18 protein-coding genes are annotated in these 23,486 nt (G+C 73.5%); 10 read left to right on the forward strand and 8 right to left on the reverse strand.

Annotation, left to right across the window (positions count from 1 at the left end; genetic code table 11):
• Nucleotides 1-2: 2 nt before the first annotated feature.
• The gene (locus ACIHAD_RS08150; RefSeq protein WP_397353625.1) at nucleotides 3-1,457 is read right to left on the reverse strand and encodes an LLM class flavin-dependent oxidoreductase; all 1,455 of its coding nucleotides are present in this window, start codon (nucleotides 1,455-1,457) and stop codon (nucleotides 3-5) included.
• Nucleotides 1,458-1,663: 206 nt separating this feature from the next.
• Between ACIHAD_RS08150 and glnII the strand changes: the two genes are divergently transcribed.
• A complete protein-coding gene (gene glnII / locus ACIHAD_RS08155; protein WP_397353626.1) occupies nucleotides 1,664-2,683 on the forward strand; it encodes a glutamine synthetase in 1,020 nt (339 codons plus the stop codon).
• 52 nt (nucleotides 2,684-2,735) lie between these two features.
• On the opposite strand, the gene ACIHAD_RS08160 is transcribed toward glnII, so the two are convergent.
• From ACIHAD_RS08160 to ACIHAD_RS08185, 6 genes are all read right to left on the reverse strand, one after another.
• Nucleotides 2,736-4,271: an aldehyde dehydrogenase family protein gene (locus tag ACIHAD_RS08160; RefSeq protein ID WP_397353627.1), complete on the reverse strand. Its 1,536-nt coding sequence runs from the start codon at nucleotides 4,269-4,271 to the stop codon at nucleotides 2,736-2,738.
• A 174-nt stretch (nucleotides 4,272-4,445) separates the two neighbouring features.
• Nucleotides 4,446-4,709 carry a DUF1876 domain-containing protein gene (locus tag ACIHAD_RS08165; protein ID WP_397353628.1) on the reverse strand — a complete coding sequence of 88 codons (264 nt, stop codon included), beginning with the start codon at nucleotides 4,707-4,709 and terminating at the stop codon, nucleotides 4,446-4,448.
• Nucleotides 4,710-4,768: 59 nt separating this feature from the next.
• On the reverse strand, nucleotides 4,769-5,368 hold the full coding sequence (locus ACIHAD_RS08170; protein ID WP_397353629.1) for a hypothetical protein: 600 nt from the start codon (nucleotides 5,366-5,368) through the stop codon (nucleotides 4,769-4,771).
• A 77-nt stretch (nucleotides 5,369-5,445) separates the two neighbouring features.
• Entirely contained in the window at nucleotides 5,446-6,372 is a 927-nt protein-coding gene (locus tag ACIHAD_RS08175; RefSeq protein ID WP_397353630.1) for a hypothetical protein, read from the reverse strand.
• A 235-nt stretch (nucleotides 6,373-6,607) separates the two neighbouring features.
• Nucleotides 6,608-9,850 carry an NACHT domain-containing protein gene (locus ACIHAD_RS08180; protein WP_397353631.1) on the reverse strand — a complete coding sequence of 1,081 codons (3,243 nt, stop codon included), beginning with the start codon at nucleotides 9,848-9,850 and terminating at the stop codon, nucleotides 6,608-6,610.
• Between the two features lie 27 nt (nucleotides 9,851-9,877).
• A complete protein-coding gene (locus ACIHAD_RS08185; protein ID WP_397353632.1) occupies nucleotides 9,878-10,429 on the reverse strand; it encodes a cupin domain-containing protein in 552 nt (183 codons plus the stop codon).
• 206 nt (nucleotides 10,430-10,635) lie between these two features.
• On the opposite strand from ACIHAD_RS08185, the gene ACIHAD_RS08190 reads away from it, so the two are divergent.
• The 5 genes from ACIHAD_RS08190 to ACIHAD_RS08210 are packed head-to-tail and all read left to right on the forward strand — an operon-like array spanning nucleotide 10,636 to nucleotide 17,818.
• Entirely contained in the window at nucleotides 10,636-12,045 is a 1,410-nt protein-coding gene (locus ACIHAD_RS08190; RefSeq protein WP_397353633.1) for an SWIM zinc finger family protein, read from the forward strand.
• Entirely contained in the window at nucleotides 12,042-13,379 is a 1,338-nt protein-coding gene (locus ACIHAD_RS08195; RefSeq protein WP_397353634.1) for a DUF5691 domain-containing protein, read from the forward strand. The genes ACIHAD_RS08190 and ACIHAD_RS08195 overlap by 4 nt, the downstream gene beginning before the upstream one ends.
• The gene (locus ACIHAD_RS08200; protein WP_397353635.1) at nucleotides 13,376-14,440 is read left to right on the forward strand and encodes an AAA family ATPase; all 1,065 of its coding nucleotides are present in this window, start codon (nucleotides 13,376-13,378) and stop codon (nucleotides 14,438-14,440) included. The genes ACIHAD_RS08195 and ACIHAD_RS08200 overlap by 4 nt, the downstream gene beginning before the upstream one ends.
• Entirely contained in the window at nucleotides 14,437-16,674 is a 2,238-nt protein-coding gene (locus tag ACIHAD_RS08205) for a DUF5682 family protein (RefSeq protein ID WP_397353636.1), read from the forward strand. The genes ACIHAD_RS08200 and ACIHAD_RS08205 overlap by 4 nt, the downstream gene beginning before the upstream one ends.
• A gap of 4 nt (nucleotides 16,675-16,678) precedes the next feature.
• A complete protein-coding gene (locus ACIHAD_RS08210) occupies nucleotides 16,679-17,818 on the forward strand; it encodes a VWA domain-containing protein (RefSeq protein WP_397353877.1) in 1,140 nt (379 codons plus the stop codon).
• A 171-nt stretch (nucleotides 17,819-17,989) separates the two neighbouring features.
• Here the strand turns inward: ACIHAD_RS08210 and ACIHAD_RS08215 are convergent, their stop codons facing one another.
• Nucleotides 17,990-19,438, reverse strand: a complete 1,449-nt coding sequence (locus tag ACIHAD_RS08215) for a DHA2 family efflux MFS transporter permease subunit (protein WP_397353637.1) — start codon at nucleotides 19,436-19,438, stop codon at nucleotides 17,990-17,992.
• Between the two features lie 98 nt (nucleotides 19,439-19,536).
• On the opposite strand from ACIHAD_RS08215, the gene ACIHAD_RS08220 reads away from it, so the two are divergent.
• The 4 genes from ACIHAD_RS08220 (at nucleotide 19,537) to ACIHAD_RS08235 (ending at nucleotide 23,479) form a co-directional block, all read left to right on the forward strand.
• Nucleotides 19,537-20,265 (forward strand): TetR/AcrR family transcriptional regulator C-terminal domain-containing protein, encoded by a 729-nt coding sequence (locus tag ACIHAD_RS08220; RefSeq protein ID WP_397353638.1) that lies wholly within the window; start codon nucleotides 19,537-19,539, stop codon nucleotides 20,263-20,265.
• 62 nt (nucleotides 20,266-20,327) lie between these two features.
• Complete coding sequence (locus ACIHAD_RS08225) at nucleotides 20,328-21,719, forward strand: MFS transporter (protein ID WP_397353639.1); 1,392 nt, start codon at nucleotides 20,328-20,330, stop codon at nucleotides 21,717-21,719.
• Between the two features lie 102 nt (nucleotides 21,720-21,821).
• Nucleotides 21,822-22,826: an enolase C-terminal domain-like protein gene (locus ACIHAD_RS08230; RefSeq protein WP_397353640.1), complete on the forward strand. Its 1,005-nt coding sequence runs from the start codon at nucleotides 21,822-21,824 to the stop codon at nucleotides 22,824-22,826.
• Nucleotides 22,823-23,479 carry a class I SAM-dependent methyltransferase gene (locus ACIHAD_RS08235; protein WP_397353641.1) on the forward strand — a complete coding sequence of 219 codons (657 nt, stop codon included), beginning with the start codon at nucleotides 22,823-22,825 and terminating at the stop codon, nucleotides 23,477-23,479. Before ACIHAD_RS08230 ends, ACIHAD_RS08235 begins: the two co-directional genes overlap by 4 nt.
• Nucleotides 23,480-23,486: the final 7 nt, after the last annotated feature.

Below are 23,486 nucleotides of genomic sequence, written 5' to 3' on the forward strand. Positions count from 1 at the left end.
GGCTAGAGACGGATCTCCAGGCGGCCGACGGCCTCGGCCAGTTCCTCCTCCTCGTAGGCGAAGTGCGAGGCGAGGGCCTGCGAGAGCCGTTCGACGCCGGCCCGCACCCGGTCGATCCCGGCCGGGGCGGCGATCATCTCCGCGCACGCCCGGTCCAGGCGGGCCAGCAGCTCGGCGATGACCTCGTGCTCCTGTTCCAGCTTCTTGACCACCGGCTCCAGGGCGGGGTCGTGCTCGGTGAGGGCCGGGAAGGTCCGGCCGTTCTCGACCTCGTGGTGCACGGTCAGCAGGCGGCGGAAGGTCGCGCAGAACACGCCGAGCGTCCAGTGGTTCTGGCGCACCGCGAGCCGGCCGCCGTCCGGGTGCCGGGCCGCCGTCTCGGCCGCCACCTGCTCGACCGCGTCCCTGACCTGGCGGAGCTGGGCGCGGTAGCCGTCGTGCACGTCCACCAGGCGGCGGCCGAGACGGGCCTGGTCGGGCGTCAGGGTGCCGGGGGCGCGTCCCGCCGTCCTGGGGCGGCCGGCCTCGTCCAGGTCGGGGATCACCACCGGCCGCCGGGCCGGCTCGGGCGCGGGCCGGCCGCGCTCCCTGGCCACCGCCGCCCGTACGGCGGGGGCGACCTCCTCGGCGAACACCCGCAGGTCCCGCTCGGCCTCCACCCCGGGGGCCAGCACGAACCCGTTCATGCCCGCCCGGAACACCAGGTCCGTGAGCTGCTCGGCCCACAGGGCGGCCGGACCGTCGAGGAAGCCCTCGCCGGGCAGCGGCGACAGGCTGCCGCAGAGGTTGTAGACCTTGCGGATCGTGGCCGGGTCGCGCCCGGCGTCCTCGGCGGCCGCGTCGATGATCCTGGCCTGCGCGGTCACGGCCTCGGGTGGACTGTGGAAGGAGGAGGTCAGCCAGCCGTCGCCCGTCCGCCCGGTCAGCTCCAGCATCCGCCGCCTGGTCGCGCCCACCCAGATCCCGATCGGGTGCGGCGGGAACGGGCCCGGCCGGGCGCCCTCCAGCCGGTGGTGGGCGCCGGAGAAGGTGACCGGGTCGCCCGGCGTCCACAGCGCCCGGATGACGGTGATCGCCTCGGCCAGCGCGTCGATCGACTCGCCGGGGGAGAGCCGGCGGCCGCCCATGGCGGCGATGGCGTCCCAGAGCGCGCCCGCGCCGAGGCCCAGCTCCACCCGGCCGCCGCTGAGGATGTCGAGCGAGGCGGCGGCCCTGGCCAGCACGGCGGGCGGGCGCAGCGGCAGGTTCGTCACGTCGGGCACCAGCCGGACGCGCTCGGTGCGCTGCGCGATCGAGGTCAGCAGGGTCCAGGAGTCGAGGAAGCCCGCCTGGTAGGGATGGTCCTGGACGCCGATCAGGTCCAGGCCCAGCCGGTCGGCCAGCTCGGCGTGGCGCAGGACCCGGTCGCCGGCCGCCGCCTCGGGCGCCAGAAGCGCGCCGAACCAGACATCCTCCATGATCATCATCCCCCGGCCTCGATCGTCGTACGGCCGCCGTCCCCCGGACGACCGACCTGCCCCAGCTAACCGCCTTTATTGGATTTACCCCCTAATAGGGACACGGGTGGCGGCACGATTAACACGGCGTTCACATTCGGGCAAAAACCGGGAAATGGCCGTCCATAAGACTCGGCGTGGCTGAGAGAAATCCCGAAAGGATCACCGTGAGCTACAAGGCTGAGTACATCTGGATCGACGGCACCGAGCCCACGGCTCTGCTGCGCTCGAAGACGAAGATCCTGGCCGACGGTGCCGAGCCTCCGGTCTGGGGCTTCGACGGCTCCAGCACCAACCAGGCCAAGGGCCACGCCTCCGACCGCGTGCTCCGCCCGGTGTTCACCTGCCCCGACCCGATCCGCGGCGGCGACGCCGTGCTCGTCCTGTGCGAGGTCGAGGAGATCGACGGGGAGGCCCACTCCAGCAACACCCGCGCCCTGCTCCGCCCGATCGCCGAGCGGTACGCCGACCAGGAGTCCTGGTTCGGCATCGAGCAGGAGTACACCTTCTTCAAGGGCAGCCGCCCGCTCGGCTTCCCCGAGGGCGGCTTCCCCGCCCCGCAGGGCCACTACTACTGCGGCGTGGGCGCCGAGGCCGTGTTCGGCCGCGAGATCGTCGAGCTGCACCTCGACCGCTGCCTGGCGGCCGGCCTCGCCGTCTCCGGCATCAACGCCGAGGTCATGCCCGGCCAGTGGGAGTTCCAGATCGGCCCGGCGGGCCCCCTTGAGGTCTCCGACCACATGTGGGTCGCCCGCTACCTGCTCTACCGGACGGCCGAGGAGTTCGGCGTCGAGGCCACCCTCGACGCCAAGCCCGCCCGCGGCGACTGGAACGGCGCCGGCGCGCACACCAACTTCTCCACCAAGGCCATGCGCGAGGGCTACGACGCCATCATCACCGCCTGCGAGGCGCTCGGCGAGGGCGACAAGCCCATGGAGCACGTCTCCCAGTACGGCGCCGACATCGAGCTGCGCCTGACCGGCCACCACGAGACCGCCCCGTGGAACAAGTACACCTACGGCGTGTCCAACCGCGGCGCGTCCGTACGCATCCCGTGGCAGGTCGAGGTGGACAAGAAGGGCTACATCGAGGACCGCCGCCCGAACGCCAACGTCGACCCGTACGTGGTCACCCGCCTGCTGGTGAACACCTGCTGCGAGGCCCTGGAGAAGGCCGGCCAGGTCTGATCCGCCCGTACGCGTGAGAGCCGCCCCCGGCCCGGGGGCGGCTCCGCCTTTCTCAGATCCGGAACTCCAGATCCGGGACGATCTCCGCCACGTCCATCTGCGCCTTCTGCAGCCGGCCCGAGAAGTCCCAGTTCATGGCCTGCCAGCGGGTGAACTGGTCGAGCACCCACACGCCCGACTGGCGGCTGCCGTTGCCCGACTTGCCGTTGCCGCCGAAGGGCAAGTGGGCCTCGGCGCCGGAGGTGGAGTTGTTGACGCTGACCATGCCGGCCGAAATGCCCTCGCGGAAGCGGAAGGCGTGCTTGGGGCTGGTCGTGTAGATCGAGCTCGACAGGCCGTAACCGGGGCGGTTGGCCAGCTCGACGGCCTCGTCCAGGGTGGTGAAGGTGGTCACGCCGACGATCGGGCCGAACGTCTCCTCCAGGAACAGCCGGTCGCCGGGCCGCACGCCGTCGACGATGACCGGGTGGTAGTAGAGGCCGCCGTCGCCGTCGAAGTCGCCGCGCGGGTTGTCCTTGGTGATCTTGCCGGTGCTGCCCGAGACGACCTCGTGGTGCGGCTCGATCCAGGTCAGGTACTCCTCGTACCGGTCGGCGAACTTCTGGTCGAGCAGCGGGCCGGCCAGCACGTCCTGCTCGGGGTCGCCGATCCTGGCCTCCCCGGCCGCCCGCGCGAACCGCTCGACGAACTCGTCGTGCACGCTCTCGTGCACGATGACCGTGCCGAGGCTGGTGCAGCGCTGGCCGGCGGTGCCGAAGCCGGAGAACAGCGCGCCCTCGACGGCCAGGTCGAGATCGGCGTCCGGCATGATGACCATCGGGTTCTTGCCGCCGAGCTCCAGGCACGCCGACTGCAGGTGGCGTCCGGACAGCTCGCCGACCTTCCTGCCGACCTCGCTCGACCCGGTGAAGCCGACCTTGTGCACGCTGCCCTCCGCAAGGGCCACCTCCAGCCCCGCGAAGGTCTGCGCGCCGTCGGCGAAGACCACGTTGAGCACCCCGTCGGGCAGGCCCGAGGCGGCGAACAGCCGGTACATGGCCTCGGCGGAGGCGGCGGCGTACTCGGCGGGCTTCCACACCACGGCGTTGCCGCACAGCAGCGCGGGCACGAGGTACCAGGAGGGCACGGCCACGGGGAAGTTGCCCGCCGTGATCACCGCGGCCACCCCGACCGGGTTCCGGAACGTGAACAGGTTCTTGTCCGGCATCTCGGACGGAACGGTCTGCCCGTAGAGCCTGCGGCCCTCGCCCAGGAAGAAGTCGCAGGTGTCGACGATCTCCCGTACCTCGCCCAGCGCCTCGGCGTACGGCTTGCCGATCTCCCTGGTGACCAGGCGGGCCAGGCTCTCGGCGTTGGCCTCGACCAGCCGCCCGATGGAGGCGATCACCCGGCCGCGCACCGGCGCCGGCACCTTGGCCCACTCGCGCTGGGCCTCCTTGGCGGTGCGGCAGGCGGCGGCGAACGCGGCGGCGTCGGCCAGGCCGACCCGGGCCACGACCTCGCCGGGGCGGGCGGGATTGGTCGACTCGTACACGCTCTCGCCGGTGGTGTCCTTCCCACCCACGATTGACACGATCTGACGGCTCACCGGTGGCCTCCTCGTAGTTCCTCCGGACAGACAATCATCTCGCCGGAAAAAACCCAAGAATCCCGTCAGCGTACGGGGTGGCCGAGCACCTCGCCGATCACGTGCCGGGCGTTGGCCGCCATGGCCGGGTCGGTGTCCTCGTTTCCGCCCCTTGGTCCCTCACCTCTTCGTCCCTCACCAGGACCGGGTCGGCACCGGGCCGCCGTCGCCGAGCTCGTGCCGGGCTTCGCTGGTCAGCCGGCCGGCCAGGTCGGCCAGCGCCCGCGCGACCGCCAGCTCGTCCCCGACCACGGGCATCGACGGGTCGGCGGGGTTGCGGCGGGCGCGGCCCGCGCCCTCGACCGTCGTGCCGTCCGGGTTGGTCAGGACCGCCCGCGCCGAGGTGTCGTCGCCCTCCTCGGCGAGATGGATCCGCACGGTCCACTCCTTGGTTTCCATGGCTCGCCTCCTCCGGCGTACGGCTGCCCGGACACACGGCGGTAAACCGGATGACCCGGCTACGGGCGCCGGGGGCGGCGCCAGCGGTCGTCGGCGCGGATCCAGGCCGCGTCCCAGTCGGCGTACCTGCGCCGGTCCAGCAGCCGGCGCAGCGCCGCGACCACCCCCAGCACCAGCAGGAACGCCAGGACCTGGACGAACGCCGCCATGCCCACGCCGCGCAGCACCACGTCGGTGTGGCCGGCCGGCGGCGTCGTGGGGTCGCCGTCGCGGTCGATCCACAGGGGCACGGTCTCGCCCACCCGCGTACCGGCCGGGACCTGGACCTGCCCGGTCCTGACCACGCCCGCCGGCGTGGTCCAGCTCGCCGGCACCGTGGAGGTCGGGGCCTCGCCGAACGCGGGCCGCACCGGCCGGGGCTCCCGCAGCATCGTCGCGGTCACCTGCTGGCGGAAGCCCGGCCCCACGCGGGCGTCGCGCAGGCCGCCCTCGTAGGCGACCCGGCCGGCCAGCACGGCGGGCCAGACGCTGAGCAGGACGAGGAGCACCGCCACTGCCAGCCCGGCGCTCTCCAGCCGGTCGGAGCGGCGGCGCAACGGGTTGCGGTCCGGCCGGTGCCTGCGGATCCGCAGCATCGCGGCGTTCATGACGGCCCTCATCGCGCACCTCCCACGGTCACCTTCCTCCTTCCCGCAGAAACGGCCGGTAGCCCGCCCCGGGGCTGCCGCCGCGCCGCTCAGCTCCAGGGCGCCGTCGGGTACCAGATGAGGTCGCGGCGGGCCAGGATCCGGACGTCCCAGTACAGAAGGGTGAAGACCCCGGCCACGATCAGCGCCGCGCCGGTGATCAGGGCCAGGCGGGCCGGGGACGCGGTCAGCCAGCGGTGCGCGCGGCCCCCCGTGGCCAGGGCGAGCAGCGTGAACAGGATCGCCATGACGACGATGTTGCCGGCCGACTGGAGCATGAAGGCCAGCGCGCCGTACAGGGGGTTGTGGCTCTCGGCGGCGTCCCTGAAGAGCTGGCGGAACAAGGGGAACGGGCGGCCGATCAGGAAGCCGCCGATCAGCGCGCCCATGACGGCCATGCGGGCCCTCGGGTGGCGGGCCAGCGGGTCGGGCAGGTAGCCGAGCGCGGCCAGGCCCAGGTAGAGGAAGGCCAGCCCGATCAGCCCGAACGTGACCATCGCCTGGATCAGGCCGGGGGACAGGGTGCCCGGCGCGGGCCGGGCCGTGGCGAACTGCGGCATGGAGGTGCCGACGACGCCCACCACGACGCCGTACGCGCCGGACACGGTCAGCGCGCCGGCCGCCAGCCAGCCGAGCGGCCGAAGGGTTCCCCGGATCCGGACGCCGACCGACGGCCGGGCCCCGACCAGGGGCGCGACCGCGCCGAGCGCGGCGATGTTGCACGCGGTGAACGAGCCCGCCAGGCCGGAGGCGAAGGCGAAGACGATGCCGGAGAGCGTCCCGGCGATGGGGGTGGCGTCGGCGTCGCGGCCGAGCATCGTGTCGGCGACGGTCGAGCCGATCGTCCGGTCCACGAACTCGGCCGACCACACGACGGTCAGCAGGAATCCGGCGAGGGCGCTGAGCAGCAGCACGAGCCCGCGGCGGCGGGCGGGCGCGGGCTCGACGGCGGGGGTGGCGGCGAGGGGCAGGGTCATGGTGGTTCCCCTTCTCGTCCAGCGGGAGGCGGCGCCCGCACACAGGCGGGCGCCGGGCGTCCCTGGGGGGTGAACGTGTACGCGCCGGGCAAGTTCTGTGACCACGGCCTGGACGGTGATCAGAGCAGGGCGCCAGGCCGGGCAGGGCCGGTTGATGGGAACTCCGAACGGGATATTGCCACGTTTAGCACGAAATTCCGGGTAGATAAAGCGACCGTTCACCGGCCGCCGGACGTCACACCCTCTTGATCCTCACGCCCTGCCCGTTGACGACCTTCTGGGTACGCCCGAGCAGAACGGTGAGCCCCGGCAGCCCGGCCAGCGGGCTCACGTCGAGGTCGGCGGGCATGAGGAACAGGCCCAGGCTGCGCAGCCCGGGCAGGGCGGCGAGCGGGGACAGGTCGGTCACGCCTGGGCACAGGGCCAGGGTCAGGGTGGAGAGCCGCGTCTGCCCGCACAGCGGGGTGAGATCCGTCAGAGCGGGGCAGTGACGCAGGCGGAGGCGGGTCAGGGAGAAGCGGCCGAGCGCCGCGAGATCGAGCCCGCCGACCCCGTCGAGGGACACGTCGGTGACGGACGGGCAGGTCAGGGAGGCGGCGTCGAGGCAGGCGGCGGCTTCCGTGACGCTGTCCAGCCACAACTTCTCCAGTCGCCGCATCCCGGAGAAGACCGTCCCGGGGATCGGCAGGCCGTCGCGCCGGAGGTGCAGTGACTCCAGCTCGTCCTGCCGGGCGAGCGGCGCGTGCCAGGCGTCCCGATCGTCGTCGAGCAGGTCGAGGATGAGCTCCCTCAGGCGCGGCAGACGGTCGAGGAAGGCCGGATCGCCGAGCCGGACTCCCCAGAGCCGCACGCTGCGCAGACTCGGCGATCCGTCCAGGGCGCCGAGGTCGACGGCATGAGGTGTGGTGTAGAAGTACAGGCCGAGCTCGGTCAGCCGGGGCAGCGACGCCACCCCGTCCAAGGAGCCGATCGGGGCGTCCTGCACCATCAGCAGCTCCGTCTGGGGCATGTCGCGGAGGAATCGCAGGTCGGGGAGAGGAGTGGGCACGGTGACGGTCACCTCGGACGCCTTCAGAAGGGCGGCGCCGCGGAGATGGCGGGCGCTGGAGAAGGTGACGTCCTCCATCTCGGCGAGGACCCGCCGGGCGTAGACGTCGGCGTCGAAGTACTGCCAGCCCTGGCGAAGCTGCTCACGCACCTGCCACCGCGGGTCGGACGCGTAGCCGGCCAGGCGGTCCAGGGCCTCCGGGCCGTTGATCAGGAACGTCGTGCGGACCGTCCACGCCGCCCGCTGCACCGGCAGGCCCGTCAGGTCGCGGGGCAGGCGGCGCAGGATCTCCTCGCCCGCCGCCGCCAGCAGGGTCGCCTCCTCCTCCGTACGCGGCGGGACCACCTGCGCCAGGCACGCCTCGAACCGGTCGCGCACCCCCGCCGGGATCTCCTGGACGGTCTCCAGGCACGCCGCCACCAGCAGCCGCAGCCTGCGGGCGTGCTTGTCGCCCTGGTCGGCGCGGTCCAGCAGGCCGCTCAACAGCTCCGCGCGCAGCCGCCCGTTCGCGTGCCCGGCGGCCATCACCACGACCTCGCGCCACTGGTCCAGGTGTGCCCGCTCGACCGCCGCCTCGACGTCCTCGTCCTCCACGAGCTGTCCGGCGGCCAGGTACTCCTGCACGGTCCGGTGCGCGAAGTCGATCCTGCCGGGCACCGGCTCGCGCAGCACGCCGCTCCTGCGAAGCAGGTGTTCGAGCACGTCGGAGGCGGTGTGCGAGACGCGGGTCATCGAGGCGAGCTTCTGCTCGACCCGCCGCAGCGCGGTCGCCTTCGACAGCTCCGAACGGCCCATCGACACCAGCCGCCAGGCCAGGTCGCGCAGGATCCAGACCTTCTGGCCGGGGTCCAGGGACACGTCGTCGTCGATCCGCCGTTCGGCGTCGCGGCGTTCGAGCAGCAGGCTGAGCACGGCGTCGTAGAAGCCCATCCGGCTGCGCGGGAGCTGGGTGCGGCGGTCGAGGTTGAGCGCGCACAGCATGGCGGCCAGCAGCGGCGTCGAGGCGACCACGCCCAGGTGCGGATTGGACTCCATCCTGGCCAGCAGGGCGACCTCGTAGCCCTCCAGCTCGCCGGGGTCGCACGGCAGGCTCGGGCAGTCGCGCATCGCGACGTGCCACTGGCGGATCAGCTCCCGCTGGTCGTCGGGCGTCATCGGCTCCAGCGTGGCCGCCGCGAACCCCTCGTCGGCCAGCCAGCGCGCGTCGGCGGCGGTCGGGCGGGAGGTCACCACGACCCGCAGCTCCGGATAGGCCGCCAGCAGCCGCGACAGCCACTCCCGTACGGCCGGCCGGTGCCGGACGAGCAGCTCGTCCACCCCGTCGACCAGCAGCAGCCCGCGGCCGGAGTCCAGCACGCGCTCCGCCCAGCCGCGCGGCATGCGCCCGGCGACCTCCTGGGCGACGTCGTCGAGGAAGGCGGCGGGGGCGGGCAGCCGTCCCGACGAATGGCTCCTCAGCTTGATCATCAGGGGCACGCAGCCGTTCCAGGCGGCCAGGTCGCCCGAGAAGCCGCCGCGCGCGGCGGTGACCGCCAGCCAGCGCAGCAGCGTGCTCTTGCCCGAGCCCGCGTCGCCGCGCAGCAGCGTGCGCCTGGAGCGGCCGAGCACCGACTCGATGCGCTCGGTGCCGTGCTCGGCCGGGTGCCCGTCGGTGAGCGCGGCGACCGACAGCCGCTCCGGCGTGCGCGGCCCGCGTTCGCCGGAGGAGACGTTGAGGCTGATGTAGGCGACGCTCAGCGACGTGCGCGGGCGGTAGGTCTCCACCCGGACGCCGAACAGCTCGACCTCGTCGAGGGTGCGGCTGGCGAAGCCGAGGTAGAGGCGTTCGAAGGCGGCGTCGTCCTGGGTGCCCTCCGGGGCCTCCAGCGTGCGCTGCGGCATCCTGGCGAGCAGGCGTTCCACGCCCTCGGCCAGGCCGCTGAGCCGGCCCAGCGTCTCGGTGGCGGCGCGCGGCAGGTACTGGGGGAGCTGCCGCATGAGGCCGACCAGGCAGTCGACGGACTCGGCGAGCAGGACGGCGTACAGGCGGTCCTCGGCCTCCCCGAGACGGGATTCAGGAAGGGCGGCCAGGACGCGTTCGGCGAGCTTGGCCGGGTCGGCGTCGGACTCGAACAGGGCCTCGTCCGACAGGTCGGCGGCGCGCAGCGCGGCCACGGCCTCCAGCAGGACGGCGGCCCGGGCGGACTCGTCCAGCCCGCGGTACTCCTGCTCGATGAGCCGCGACAGCCGGCCCTCGACGGCCAGCGCGATGCCCTGGAGCTGGTTGTCGATCTTCCGGGGCGCCAGCCGGTCGCGGAACCCGCTCTGGACGAGGTCCTTCAGCTCACTCGTACGGTCCTTGCGCGCGGCCCGGGTGGCCAGCCATTCGCGCATGGCACGTTCCGCGACGCTCTTCCCAGCGGCGGTCAGGGCCGCCTCGATGCCCGGCATGCCTTCTATATAAGACGATCTTTCCGATCACGCGGTGAAATCGGCGAAGTCGAACCCCGGCGACACGACGCAGCTCACCAGCACCGCCTCGTCCCCGGCCGGACGCGCGGACTGCCACACGCCGCCGGGCACGACCGCCTGCGGCACCTGCCCCCGCTCCACCAGCGGCCCCAGGACGACGTCGCGGTCTCCCACGGTCAGGCTCAGGGGGCCGCCCCGGTGCCACAGCCACACCTCGTCCGACCTCACCATGTGGGGAACGGATTCCTCGCCGGGCTGGAGCAGGAAGTAGATGCCGGTGGCGCTGGCGCGCGGGCCGGGGTAGCCGTCGGGCCGGACCGTGACGGGCGACCGCCAGGTCTCGCGGTACCAGCCGCCCTCCGGATGGGGGAGCAGGTCGAGCGCGGCGGCCACGGGCGGTCGTTCGTCGAAGCCCACGGGCGCGCCGGTGACGTCGCGCCGCAGGAAACGGGTGCCGTCGAGGACGGCCTGGCCGTCGAACGTGGCGGCCAGCGCCAGGGCCGCCGTCTCGTCGGCGACCTCGGTGGGCGCACCATCGGGATAGATCCTCAGCTCCACACGGCCGATCTTACGGGGGACCGGGCGGCGGGTTCAGCGCGTCCGTCTTTACGGGGGTGCGGGCGGGTGGGTTCAGCGCGTCCGTTCTTACGGGAAGCGGGTGGGGGCAGCGTGTCCGTTCTTACGGGAAGTGGGCGAGGGCAGCGTGTCCGTCAACGGGGTGCTCGGTGCGCGGACTGTCGGTCGGCCTGGCTAGTCTGCGGCAGGTGATCGAACGGTGGAGCCGTGATCAGGTGCTCGCCCTCGCCCCCGACGCCTCGTCCCAGAAGGCGGCCCAGAGCGTGGCCGCCGCGGGCACATGGTCCTCGCGCGGCACGACGGGCAGCGTCCTCTACGGCGAGTGCAAGGGCGGCGGGTCCAAGCCCTACCTGGCGTGCGTCGACCTGAGCGAGCCCGCCTACCGGTGCAGCTGCCCCAGCCGCAAGTTCCCCTGCAAACACGCGCTGGGCCTGCTGCTGTTGTGGTCGGCCGACGGCGTGCCCGCCGAGGAGGCGGCGCCGCAGTGGGTGACCGAATGGCTCGACGGCCGCGCCGAGCGCGCCGCCAGGTCCGCGGCCCGCATCGAGGCCCTCCGCGACGAGTCCTCCCGCGACGAGTCCTCCCGTGACGAGTCCTCCCGTGACGAGTCCTCCAGTGACGGGGCCCCGCGCGACGAGGCATCCCGTGACGGGGCGTCCGGGGTGGGGCGGGTGGAGTCAGTGCGGCATGCGCGGGTGGGGGCCGGGCTGGCGGAGCTGGAGCGCTGGCTGGCCGACCAGATCCGCCAGGGCCTCGCGTCCTCCGCCGAGCACGACTGGCACGGCCTGGCCAAGCGCCTCATCGACGCCCAGGCCCCCGGTGTGGCGGGCCTGGTGTCCCGGCTGACCCAGGTGCGCGCCGAGGACGACTGGCCCGGCCGCCTCCTGGAGGAGTACGCGCTGATCAACCTCCTGGCCGTCGCCTACCGCCGCCGCGCCGGCCTGCCCGACCCGTTGGCGCAGACCGTCCAGATCCGCACCGGTTTCCCCGTCACCCGGGAAGAGGTGCTGGCCGGGCCGGCGGTGCGCGACCACTGGCACGTGCTCGGCCGGCGCGACGACGAGCACGACCGGCTGACCGCCCGCCGCGTCTGGCTCAAGGGCCGCTCGACCGGCCGGGCGGCGCTGATCCTCTCGTTCGCCCCTCAGGGCCAGCCGCTCGACGCCTCGCTGGTCACGGGCACCTCGATCGACGCCGACCTCACCTTCTACCCGGGCGCCGCGCCCCTCCGCGCCCTCGTCGCCGCCCGCCACCCCGCCACCACCCCCCTCCCGGCCGGGGTCGCGGGGCCGGGCGGGGTCATGGGGCCGGGCGGGCTCGCGGGGCCGGGCGGGGTGTCGGGCGACGAGGCGCTCGACGAGGTGGCGCGGGTGCTGGCCGAGGACCCCTGGACCGAGTCGTGGCCGGTCGTCCTGGCGGGCGTCGTCCCCGGCCGCACGTCGGTCGGCGGGCTGCCGCTGCACCCCCGCGCCCGCGACCCCTGGCGGCTGATCGCCGTCTCGGGCGGCCACCCCGTCACGCTGGCCGCCGAATGGACCCCGCAGGGCCTGCGCCCCCTCACCACCTGGGACGACGAAGGAACGGCGGTGATCCTGTGACCTGGGACGACCTGGCCTCCACGGCCCTCGTGGGCACCGACCGCAGGCCGTACGGAGGAGACCTGCTGCAGGCCGCCGCCGTCGAGACGGCCCGGCGGCGCGCGGGCCGGCGACCGGCCGAGTCCGCGCCGCCGGCGCCCGCCCCCGCCGAGGAGCTGCCCGCCGTCGACAGGCGCGCGGCCGGGCGGCTGGTCCGCATCATGGGCGGCGAGTACGACCGCCTGCTCCCCGAATGGCTGGCCGCGGCCGCCGCGACCGGCCGCAGGGTGCCCTTCGACGTGCTGCCCGACCTGCTCGAAAGGGGCAGGCGCGACCGTTCGATCCGCGCCCATCTGGGCCTCCTGGCCGGGCGGCGCGGCCGGTGGCTGGCCGATCTCAACCAGGCGTGGGGCTACCTGCTGGAGGAGCCCACCGGCGAGACGTGGGAGCTGGGCGGCCCCGCCGACCGCCGCGCCCACCTGCGCGCCCTGCGCGCCGCCGACCCCGCCGAAGCCAGGGAGCTGCTGGAGAGCACGTGGGAGCGGGAGACGCCCGACGACCGGGCCGAGTTCGTCGAGCTGCTGGCCGACGGGCTCGGCATGGCCGACGAGCCGTTCCTGGAAGCGGCGCTCGACGACCGCCGCCGGGAGGTCCGCCAGGCCGCCGCCAACCTGCTGACCCGGCTGCCCGGCTCCCGCCTGTCCAGGCGCATGGCCGAGCGGGCGCGGGCCTGCGTGTCGATCTCCGGCTCGACCATCGCCGTCGAGGCGCCCCTGGAGTGCGACAGCGCGATGGAACGCGACGGCGTGCGGCCCAAGCCGCCGCGCGGCATCGGCGAGCGGGCCTGGTGGTTGCAGCAGATCCTGGCCCGCGCCCCGCTGGGCGTCTGGGGCCGGCCGCCGTCCGAGCTGCTCACGATGCGCGTCCCCGACTGGGACGCCGAGGTGAAGGCCGCCTGGGTCCGGGCCGCGGTGCTGCAGAAGGATCCGGAGTGGGCGCGCGCGATGTTCGGCTGGGACCCGATCGCCGACCTGCTCGAAGCGCTCCCGCCCGGCGAGCAGCAGGAGCTCGCCGCCGGCTTCGTCAGGGAACACGACCTGGACAGCCAGTTGATCATGGTTCTCGGCGGCGTCTCGTCCCTTTGGGGGGAGGGCCTGGCCACGGCCGTCCTCCACAAGATCGTCAAGGTGGCGGCCATCCAGCCGTGGAACCTGGGCGAGCTGGTCAAGCTGGCGGGCGAGCACATCGACCCCGCCCTGTTCCCGCTGGCCGAGAGCTACTCGCCGGTGGCGCCGATCCAGCAGGTCGCCGCCCTCCTGCGTTTCCGTGCCGACATGTACAAGGAGCTTGCATGACCGTCCTGCGTCCCCACGCCGAAGACCAGTACGCCGAGGAACTGGCCTACCTGGCCAAGGACGACGACCGGCCCCGGCCCCCCGGCTGGAAGCTGTCGCCGTGGGCGGTGACCCGGTACGTCCTGGGCGACGGCGACCGCGTCACCCCCAAGTACGTCGGCGCCCGCCGCATCGTCGAGGTCGCCGTGGCCACGCTCGCGACCGACCGCGCGCTGCTGCTGCTCGGCGTGCCCGGCACGGCCAAGACGTGGCTGTCGGAGCATCTGGCCGCCGCCGTCAGCGGCGACTCGACGCTGCTCGTCCAGGGCACCGCGGGCACGGCCGAGGAGGCCGTCAGGTACGGCTGGAACTACGCCAGGCTGCTGGCCGAGGGCCCCTCGTTCGAGGCGCTGACCCCCTCGCCGGTGATGCGGGCCATGGCCGAGGGGCGGGTCGCCCGCGTCGAGGAGCTGACCCGCATGCCCTCCGACGTCCAGGACGCGCTGATCACCGTCCTGTCGGAGAAGACGCTGCCGATCCCCGAGCTCAACCGCGAGGTGCAGGCCGAGCGGGGCTTCAACGTCATCGCCACCGCCAACGACCGCGACCGGGGCGTCAACGAGCTGTCCAGCGCCCTGCGCCGCCGGTTCAACACCGTCGTGCTCCCCGTGCCCGCCGACGCCGAGGAGGAGGTGCACATCGTCGCCCGGCGCGTCACCGAGCTCGGCCGCTCGCTGGAGTTGCCGGAGACCGCCACCGGCCTGGCCGAGATCCGGCGCGTGGTGACCGTCTTCCGCGAGCTGCGCGCCGGTGTCACCGAGGACGGCCGCACCAAGGTCAAGTCGCCGAGCGGCACCCTGTCCACGGCCGAGGCGATCTCGGTGCTCACCAGCGGCATCGCGCTGGCCGCCCACTTCGGCGACGGCGTGCTGCGGCCGTCCGACGTGGCGGCCGGGATCGTGGGCGCGGTGGTGCAGGAGCCGGTGTCGGACCGGGTGGTGTGGCGCGAGTACCTGGAGACCGTGGTGCGCGAGCGTCCCGACTGGCGCGACTTCTACCGCGCCTGCCGCGAGGTGTCATGAGCGCCGTCTCCGTCCTGGGCGTGCGCCATCACGGCCCCGGCTCGGCCCGGGCGCTGCGGCGCGAGCTCGAACGCCTGCGCCCCGACGCGATCCTCGTCGAGGGGCCGCCGGAGGCCGACGCGCTCGTGCCGCTCGCCCCCGACATGGAGCCGCCGGTCGCGCTGCTCGCGCACGTGCCCGGCGATCCGGCCAAGGCCGCGTTCTGGCCGTTCGCGCGGTTCTCGCCCGAGTGGCAGGCGATCCTGTACGGCGTCGCCGCCGGCGTCCCGGTGCGCTTCTGCGACCTGCCCGCCGCCCACTCCCTGGCCGGCCAGGAGGAGGACGACGAGGGGGGCGACGGGCTGCGTACCGACCCCATCGGCGCGCTGGCCGCCGCCGCCGGACACGACGACCCCGAACGCTGGTGGGAGGACGTCGTCGAGCACCGCGGCGACACCCCCTTCGAGGCGATCGCGGAGGCCATGGCCGCCGTGCGCGAGGGGCACGAGCCGGCCGGCCGCGAGGCCAGGCGCGAGGCGTACATGCGCAAGGTGCTGCGCGCGGCGATCAAGGAGGGGTTCGGCACGATCGCGGTGGTCTGCGGCGCCTGGCACGTGCCCGCGCTGGCCGGTCCGCTGCCCCCGGCCGCGGCCGACAACGCGCTGCTGCGCGGGATGCCGAAGGTGAAGGCCGAGCTGACGTGGGTGCCGTGGACCTACGGGCGGCTGGCCTCCTGGAGCGGCTACGGCGCGGGCATCACCTCGCCGGGCTGGTACCACCACCTGTTCACCGCCCCCGACCGGCCGGTCGAGCGCTGGCTCACCGCGGCCGCCGCCGTGTTGCGCGAGGAGGGGCTGCCGGTCTCCTCCGCGCACGTCATCGAGTCCGTACGCCTGGCCGCGACCCTGGCCGGGCTGCGCGGCAGGCCGCTGGCCGGGCTGGGCGAGGTGACCGAGGCGGCCAGGGCGGTGCTGTGCGAGGGCGACGACCTGGCCGTCGAGCTGATCCAGCGGCGGATGGTCGTCGGCGACCGGCTGGGTCACGTCACCGACGGCACCCCGATGGTCCCGCTCCAGCGCGACCTGCGCGAGCAGCGGCGGCGGCTGAGGCTCCGTCCCGAGGCCCTCGACCGGGAGCTCGACCTCGACCTGCGCAAGCCGCTCGACCTGGAGCGCAGCCACCTGCTGCACCGGCTGCGGCTGCTGGAGGTGGGCTGGGGCACGCCGGGGCAGGCGCGCGGGAAGGGCACGTTCAGGGAGTCATGGACGCTGCAGTGGCGGCCCGAGCACGACCTCGCGCTCATCGAGCACGCCGCCCTCGGCACCACTGTCGCCGCTGCGGCCGCGCAGCGCGCCCGTGACCTGGCCGGTGCGGCGTCGGCGGCGCTCGCCGACCTGACCGCGCTGGTGGAGCTGTGCCTGCTGGCCGACCTGCCGCGGGCGCTGCCCGGCGTGCTCGCCGCGCTGTCGGCCAAGGCGGCGCTGGACACCGACGTCACGCACCTGATGGCGGCGCTGCCCGCGATGGTGCGCGCCCACCGCTACGGCGACGTGCGCGGCACCTCGGCCGAGGGGCTGGCGGTGATCGTGCGCTCGATGCTCGACCGGATCTGCGTCGGGCTGCCGGTGGCGGTCACCGCGCTCGACGACGACTCGGCGGCCGGGCTGCTGAAGCACGTCGACGCCGTCCACGCCGCCGTCGCCCTCCTCTCCGAACCGCCCGCGGGACCCCCGGCCGGCCCGCCCACCGCGGCGGCCGACGAGGGGGGCGCCGGATCGTCGCCGCGCGGGCGGTGGCTGGGGACGTTGCGGGGCATCGCCGACCGGCGGGACCTGCACGGTCTCATCGAGGGCCGGCTCACCCGCGTCCTGCTCGACTGCGGTGCGCTCGACGACGCGGGCGACCGCATGTCCCGGGCCATGTCCCGGGGCCAGACCCCGGTCAGGGCGGCGGCCTGGGTCGAGGGCTTCCTGTCCGGCGGCGGCCTGCTCCTGGTGCACGACCCGCGCCTGCTGGGCCTGGTCGACGCGTGGCTGACCGCGCTGCCCGCCGACCAGTTCACCGACGTGCTGCCGCTGCTGCGCCGCACGTTCGGCGGGTTCGCGGTGCCGGAGCGGCGGGCCGTCGGCGAGCGGGTGAGCGCGGCGGGCCGCGCGGGTGACACCGGCGGCGCGGGGGAGCCGCACGTGGACGAGCGGCGCGCGGCGGGAGCCGTGGCGACCGTACTGGCGATCATCGGGAGTGACCGTGGATGAGCGCATGCGCAGGTGGCGGCTGGTGCTCGGGGGTGGCGACGCCGACGGCACCGGCTGCGCCCTGCCGGGTGCCGACGCGCAGATGGACGCGGCCCTGGCCGCCGTCTACGACCAGGACGGCCGCGAGGGGCAGAGCCGGCGCGAGGGCGGCCTCGGGGCGTCCGCGCCGCGGGTGGCCCGCTGGCTGGGCGACATCAGGACGTACTTCCCGTCCACGGTCGTCCAGGTCATGCAGAAGGACGCCATCGAGCGGCTGAACCTGACCAGGCTCCTGCTCGAACCGGAGATGCTGGAGGCTGTGGAGCCCGACGTGCACCTGGTGGGCACGCTGCTCGCGCTCAACCGGGTCATGCCAGCCCAGGCCCGCGAGTCGGCCAGGGCCGTGGTGCGCAAGGTCGTCCAAGAGCTGGAACGCCGCCTCGCCGACCGTACGCGGGCGGCGGTGACGGGCGCGCTCGACCGTTCCGCGCGTACGCACCGGCCCAGACGGGTGGCCGACATCGACTGGGACCGGACGATCCGGGCGAACCTCAAGAACTACCTGCCGGAGCGGAACACGGTCGTCCCGTCGCGGCTCGTCGGCTACGCGCGCAGGCAGCGGTCGGTGCAGCGCGAGGTGGTGCTCTGCATCGACCAGAGCGGTTCGATGGCGGCGTCGGTGGTGTATTCGAGCGTGTTCGGGGCGGTCCTGGCCTCGATGCGGTCGCTGAAGACGTCGCTGGTGGTGTTCGACACGGCGGTGGTCGACCTGACCGAGCAGCTGCACGACCCGGTCGAGCTGCTGTTCGGCACCCAGCTCGGCGGCGGCACCGACATCAACAGGGCCATCGCCTACTCCCAGAGCCTCATCACCCGCCCGGCCGACTCGATCTTCGTGCTGATCAGCGACCTGTACGAGGGCGGCGTACGCGAGGAGATGCTGCGCCGGGTGGCGGCGATGACGCAGGCCGGCGTGCAGGTGATCGTGCTGCTCGCGCTCTCCGACGAGGGCGCGCCCTTCTACGACCACGAGAACGCCGCCGCGCTGGCCGCGATGGGCGTGCCCGCCTTCGCCTGCACCCCCGACGCCTTCCCCGACCTGATGGCCGCCGCCGTCGAACGCCGCGACATCGCCCGGTGGGCCGAGCGTCACGCCGGGGCCTGAGAAACGGGGCCTGAGAAACGGGGCCTGAGAAACGGGGCCTGAGAAACGGGGCCTGAGAAACGGGGCCTGAGAAACGGGGCCTGACGAACGGGGCCGGAAAGCGGGAGCAGGGGCCCGGGAAAGGCCGGGGCCGCGGCTCCCCCCGTAGGGGAGCCGCGGCCGGGTCAGCATTCAGTGGCCGGCCTGTTCGGGGCGGGCCTTGCGCGGCATCATGAACGACAGGGCGAAGGTGACGGCCAGCAGCCCGATCTCGACCCAGACGGTCACCTGCATCGCCGAGCCGAAGCTCCACTCGTGCTTGAGCAGGTTGAAGAAGAGCGTGCCGAGGACGGCGGTGCCGAGCGCGCCGCCCAGCTGCTGGACGGCGGTCATCGTGCCCGAGGCCGACCCCGACTCGTGCGGCTCGACGCCGGCCAGCACGATGTCGAAGAACGGCGCCATCGTCAGGCCCATGCCGATGCCGACCAGCGCCAGCCCGGGAGCGAGCTGCCAGACGCCGACGTCGGTGCCGGCCAGGTGGATGGTCACCCCGAGCACGGCCGCGCCGGCGGCCATGACGACCACGCCGATCTGCAGCAGGCCGCGCCCCAGCTTCTCCTGCAGCCCGGACATGGCCAGGCCGAAGCCGAGCACACCGCCGACCGCCTGGGGAAGGCTGGCCAGGCCGGCCTTGAGCGGGCTGAAGTGCAGGCCGGCCTGCATGTAGATGCTGAAGACCAGGCTGAGGCCCATCATGCCGGAGAAGAACGCCAGACCGGCCACCAGACCGCCGGAGAAGGCCCGCTTGCGGAACAGACTGGGGGTGACCAGCGGGTCCTTGCCGGACGCGGCGCGGCGCGACTCGTACCTGCCGAACAGGGCGAAGACCACCAGCGAGGCGGCCATCGAGACGAACGTCCAGGCGGGCCAGTCCAGCTCGCGGCCCTGGATCAGCGGGTAGATCAGCAGGAACCCGGCGACCGAGACCAGGCCGACGCCGACCAGGTCGAGCCTGGTGGCGTTCGAGAGGCGGTACTCGGGCAGGAAGCGGATGCCGGCCAGCGCGGCGGCCAGGCCGATCGGCAGGTTGATCAGGAAGATCATGCGCCAGCCGGTGCCGAAGAAGTCGGCGTCCACCAGCCAGCCGGCCAGCACGGGGCCGCCGACCGACGAGATCGTCATGACGGGACCGAACATGCCGAACGCCTTGCCGATCTCCTGCGGCGGGAACATCTCCTTGATCAGCCCCAGGCCCTGGGGCAGCATCACGGCGCCGAACAGGCCCTGCAGCACGCGGCTGGCGATGAGCATCTCGGGGCCGGCCGCCACGCCGCACAACAGCGAGGCGGCGGTGAACCCGAAGGCGCCGATGAGGAACATGCGCTTGCGGCCGAACAGGTCGCCCAGCCGCCCGCCGGTGATCAGGCCGACGGCCATGGCCAGCGTGTAGCCGGCGCCGAGCCACTGCACGAGGCTGTCGCTGCCGCCCAGGTCGGCGCGGATGGTGGGCGCGGCGATCGTGGTGATCAACGCGTCGAGCAGGTCCATCACCTCGGCGGCGAGGATCACGAAAAGGGCGGCCCAGCGCCACCGGTAGGGTGCGACGGCCTCCGTGGCCTGCGCCGCATTGGTCACTGTCATCGGGAGCTCCTTAAGAACGCTGTTCTAGCTACGAACACTGTTCGTTACGAACACCGTTTTAGTGGCGAACAGTGTTCGTGTCAAGTACAGTGTTCGCCATGGGGAGCAAGGAAGAAGCCATGCCGGTGCCGCCGTGGCGCAAGTCCCGCAAGCCCGCGCAGATCAGGCGGCAGCTCAGCCAGGACCTCATCGTCGAGACCGGGCTGCGCGTCCTCGACGCCGAAGGGCTCGACGCGCTGAGCATGAGACGCGTCGCCCAGGAGCTCGACACCGGCCCCGCCTCGCTGTACGCGCACGTCGCCAACAAGGAGGAGCTGCTCGAACTCGTCTACGACCGCGTCCTCGGTGAGATCCGGCTGCCCGAGCGCGACCCCGGCCACTGGAAGGACCAGCTCAGGGCGTACGCGATGGAGGTCTACCGGGTGCTGAACAAGCACGCCGACGTCGCCAGGGCGGCCCTGGCGAACATCCCCACAGGGGAGAACTCGCTGCGTACCGGCGAGTTCGTCTACGGGCTGCTGCTGGAGGCCGGGATGCCGCCGCGCGAGGCCGCCCTCGCCCTCGACCGCCTGTCCCTCTACATCATCGGAGACGCCTACGAGGGCTCGGTGCACACCAGCCGGCTGCGCGCCTCGGACATGTCCTCGCCGGAGGAGTACTTCGTCTCGTTCGCGACCCAGATCGCCGACTACTACCGCGCGCTGCCGCGGGACCGTTTCCCCTACCTGGTCGAACACATCGACGACCTGGTCGCGGCCGACGGCGAGGAGCGCTTCCGCTACGGTCTCGACCTGCTGCTCGACGGCATCGAGTCCCGCATGCCTTAGGCCCAATTGCCTAGGCCCCGCGCCCGATGTGCCGACCTGCGGTTCCTCGTAACTTTACGGTCATGACTACGACCGTTGAACCGATCAAGGACGTCGCCCCGGCCCCGGCCGGCGTGCTGTCCGCGCAGTACCGGGCGCTCAGCGTCGGCCTGGTCGCGCTCGTCATGCTGGTGGCCTTCGAGGCGATGGCGGTGGCGACCGCGATGCCCATCGTGGCCCGCGACCTGGGCGGCATGCCCCTGTACAACCTGGCCTTCAGCGCCACCCTCGCGGCCAGCGTGATCGCGACCGTGCTCGGCGGCAGGTGGAGCGACGTGCGGGGGCCGGTGCAGCCGATCGCCGTCGGCGTGGCCACCTTCGTGGCCGGGCTCCTGGTGGCCGGGTTCGCGCCGACGATGGAGGTGCTGGTCGCGGGCCGCTTCGTGCAGGGGCTCGGCGCCGGGTTGATCCAGGTCTCCTTGTACGTGCTGGTCGCCCGGGTCTTCCCGGGGGCCATGCATCCCAAGGTGTTCGCCTTGTTCTCGGCCGCCTGGGTGGTGCCGTCCATGATCGGCCCGGCCATCGCCGGGTTCGTCGTGGAGAACGTGAGCTGGCGGTGGATCTTCCTCGGCGTCTCCGCGCTGGTCATCCCCTCGGCCCTGCTGCTGTGGCGCGGCACCGCCGGCCGCTCTGCCGAGCACGGCTCCGCCGAACCGGCCCCCGGACTCGGCCGCAAGCTCGTCTGGGCCTCGCTGACCGCCGTCGCCGCCGCCCTCATCCAGTACGGCAGCGCCCTGGAGCTGGCCGGCCTGCCGCTGCTCGTGGCCGGGGTCGTCCTGCTGGCCGTGGCCCTGCCCAGGCTGCTGCTGCCCGGCTCGCTGCGCGCCGCCCGCGGCCTGCCGTCCGCGCCCGTGCTGCGCGGCCTGGCCTACGGCTCGCTCATGGCCGCCGAAGTGCTCATCCCGCTCATGCTGATGAACGAGCGCGGCCTGACCGCCACCGGCGCCGGCGTCGTCCTCACGGTCGGCGCGCTCGGCTGGTCCACCGGCTCCTGGATCAAGGGCCGCGGCACGATCAGCCACATGGCCGCCATCCGCGGCGGCGCCGCGATGATCGCCGTCGGCATCGCGCTGGTGTCGCTCGTGCTCGTCGACTCCCTGCCCATCGCCGTCGCCTACGTCGCCATGGCCATCTCGGGCCTCGGCATCGGCGCGCTGCACCCCACGGTGTCCGTGCTGGTGCTGGAGATGTCCAAGGAGGGCGAGGAGGGGCAGAACAGCGCGGCCGTGGGCGTCGGCGAGTCGGTGTTCACCGTGGTCGCCGTCGCGGTCAGCGGCGCCCTGTTCACCGCCACCGGCGAGAACTACGCCGTGGGACTCGGATTCACCGTCGTGCTCGCCGTCCTGGCCTTCGTGCTGGCCCCCCGTTTTGTGCAGTCCGCCAAGGCAGGCACTATGGAAGGGACCGCGTCATAGTGATGAGAACGTCAAAGTGCTGAGAACGCTGCCAAACGCATCGGCGTGGACGGCCTTCACCAGGCGCGACGACTCTCTCGTCATGAGTTAAAGGGGGTTCTCATGCCGCGAGTGCGGGAGCTGGAGGTCTTCCGGCTGGTCCTGCCGCACGGCGCGAGGTCGGAGAGCCTGCTCGTCAAGCTCACCGACCACGGCGGCATGACCGGCTGGGGCGAGGCCGTCTCACCCGAGCCCAAGGCCTGGTCCAGGCTGGAGGAGTCGCTGGCCGCGCTGCTGATCGGCGTCGACTGGGAGCACCCCGACGCCGTGCCGAGCGGCGACCCGGCCGTCGACATGGCCTGCTGGGACCTGTGGACCAGGATGCGCGGCGTGCCGCTCGCGCACGCCATCGGCGGCACCCGTACCTCGGTGATGGCCACCGTGCGGCTGGCGCCCGACCCGTCCGTCGAGAGCCTGGTCGCCCGCGTCAACCAGCAGGTCTGCGCCGGTTACGGGCACGTCACCCTCGACATCAGGCCCGGCTGGGACGTCGAGCCCGTACGCGCGGTGCGGCAGGCCTACCCCGCGCTGACCCTGGCCGTCGACGGCGGCAACGCCTACTCCGACCTGGGCCAGCTCGTCGCCCTCGACTCCTACGGCCTTGAGGTCATCGAGCGGCCCTTCCCGCTCGGCGACGTCCACGCGCACGCCTCGCTGCAGGACGACGTGGCCGCCTCGGTCGCCGTCGAGGTGCGCTCGACCGCCGAGCTGGACGACTACCTGACCCTGCGCGCCGCCAGGGTCCTCCTGCTGCGCCCCACCGCCTTCCCGTCGCTGTCGGAGGCGCGCCGGGCGCACGACCGGGCCGCCGCCGCGGGCTGGGACATCCAGTGCGCGGGCGGCCAGGGAGCGGGCCTGGCCAGGGCCGCCACGGTGGCGGTCGCGAGCCTGCCCGGCTGCACGCTGCCGTGCGACGTCACCCAGCCGCCCAAGCAGAACCAGATCGTCACGCCGCTGGTCGGCGCGAACGCGGGCGTCATCGCCGTCCCGCTCACCCAGCCCGGCCTGGGCCACGTCATCGACGAGACCCGCCTGGGCCGCCTTGCCAAGGAGTCGTTCCACGCATGACCGAGCCAGACCCCGACGCCGACGCCAGGCGGCTGGCCGCCCGATCGCTCGCGGCCGACGACCCGACCGGCTGGTTCGAGCACCTCTACGCCGCGTCCGCGACCGGCGACGCGATCGTGCCCTGGGACTCGCATTCCCCGCACTTCCTGCTCGTGGAGTGGGCCGCCGGTCACGGGCCCGGCGGCGGCCGGGCGCTCGTGGTGGGCGCGGGGCTGGGCGACGACGCCGAGCACGTGGCCGCCCTCGGCTACGCGACGGTCGCCTTCGACGTCAGCGAGTCGGCCGTGCGCCTGGCCCGCGAGCGCTTCCCGGACAGTCCCGTCGAGTACGTCGCCGCCGACCTGCTCGACCCGCCGGCCGACTGGCGGCACGCCTTCGACCTGGTGGTGGAGATCATGACCGTGCAGGCCCTCCCCGAGGAGCTGCACGCCCCCGCCACCGAGAGCGTCGCCGCGTTCGTCCGTCCCGGGGGCACGCTGCTGGTGATCGCGTCGGGCCGCGAGGACGGCGGGCCGGTCGGCGCGCCGCCGTGGCCGCTGACGGCGTCGGAGATCGCGGCGTTCGCGACAGGCGGGCTGGTGGCGGAGCGGGTCGAGGACCTGTCCGACGGCGGGCGCCGGCGCTGGCGTGCCGTCTTCCGCCGTCCCCGCTGACCCCTTG

This window comes from Nonomuraea sp. NPDC052265, from assembly GCF_044547985.1.
GTDB lineage: Bacteria > Actinomycetota > Actinomycetes > Streptosporangiales > Streptosporangiaceae > Nonomuraea.

Bases quoted from the DNA above. Each gene is read 5' to 3' on its own strand.
- ACIHAD_RS08150 (WP_397353625.1), bottom strand. From the start codon at position 1,457: ATGGAGGATGTCTGGTTCGGCGCGCTTCTGGCGCCCGAGGCGGCGGCC.
- ACIHAD_RS08165 (WP_397353628.1), bottom strand. From the start codon at position 4,709: ATGGAAACCAAGGAGTGGACCGTGCGGATCCATCTCGCCGAGGAGGGC.
- ACIHAD_RS08170 (WP_397353629.1), bottom strand. From the start codon at position 5,368: ATGAGGGCCGTCATGAACGCCGCGATGCTGCGGATCCGCAGGCACCGG.
- ACIHAD_RS08175 (WP_397353630.1), bottom strand. From the start codon at position 6,372: ATGACCCTGCCCCTCGCCGCCACCCCCGCCGTCGAGCCCGCGCCCGCC.
- ACIHAD_RS08180 (WP_397353631.1), bottom strand. From the start codon at position 9,850: ATGCCGGGCATCGAGGCGGCCCTGACCGCCGCTGGGAAGAGCGTCGCG.
- ACIHAD_RS08200 (WP_397353635.1), top strand. From the start codon at position 13,376: ATGACCGTCCTGCGTCCCCACGCCGAAGACCAGTACGCCGAGGAACTG.
- ACIHAD_RS08205 (WP_397353636.1), top strand. From the start codon at position 14,437: ATGAGCGCCGTCTCCGTCCTGGGCGTGCGCCATCACGGCCCCGGCTCG.
- ACIHAD_RS08210 (WP_397353877.1), top strand. From the start codon at position 16,679: ATGCGCAGGTGGCGGCTGGTGCTCGGGGGTGGCGACGCCGACGGCACC.
- ACIHAD_RS08215 (WP_397353637.1), bottom strand. From the start codon at position 19,438: ATGACAGTGACCAATGCGGCGCAGGCCACGGAGGCCGTCGCACCCTAC.
- ACIHAD_RS08220 (WP_397353638.1), top strand. From the start codon at position 19,537: ATGGGGAGCAAGGAAGAAGCCATGCCGGTGCCGCCGTGGCGCAAGTCC.
- ACIHAD_RS08225 (WP_397353639.1), top strand. From the start codon at position 20,328: ATGACTACGACCGTTGAACCGATCAAGGACGTCGCCCCGGCCCCGGCC.
- ACIHAD_RS08230 (WP_397353640.1), top strand. From the start codon at position 21,822: ATGCCGCGAGTGCGGGAGCTGGAGGTCTTCCGGCTGGTCCTGCCGCAC.
- ACIHAD_RS08235 (WP_397353641.1), top strand. From the start codon at position 22,823: ATGACCGAGCCAGACCCCGACGCCGACGCCAGGCGGCTGGCCGCCCGA.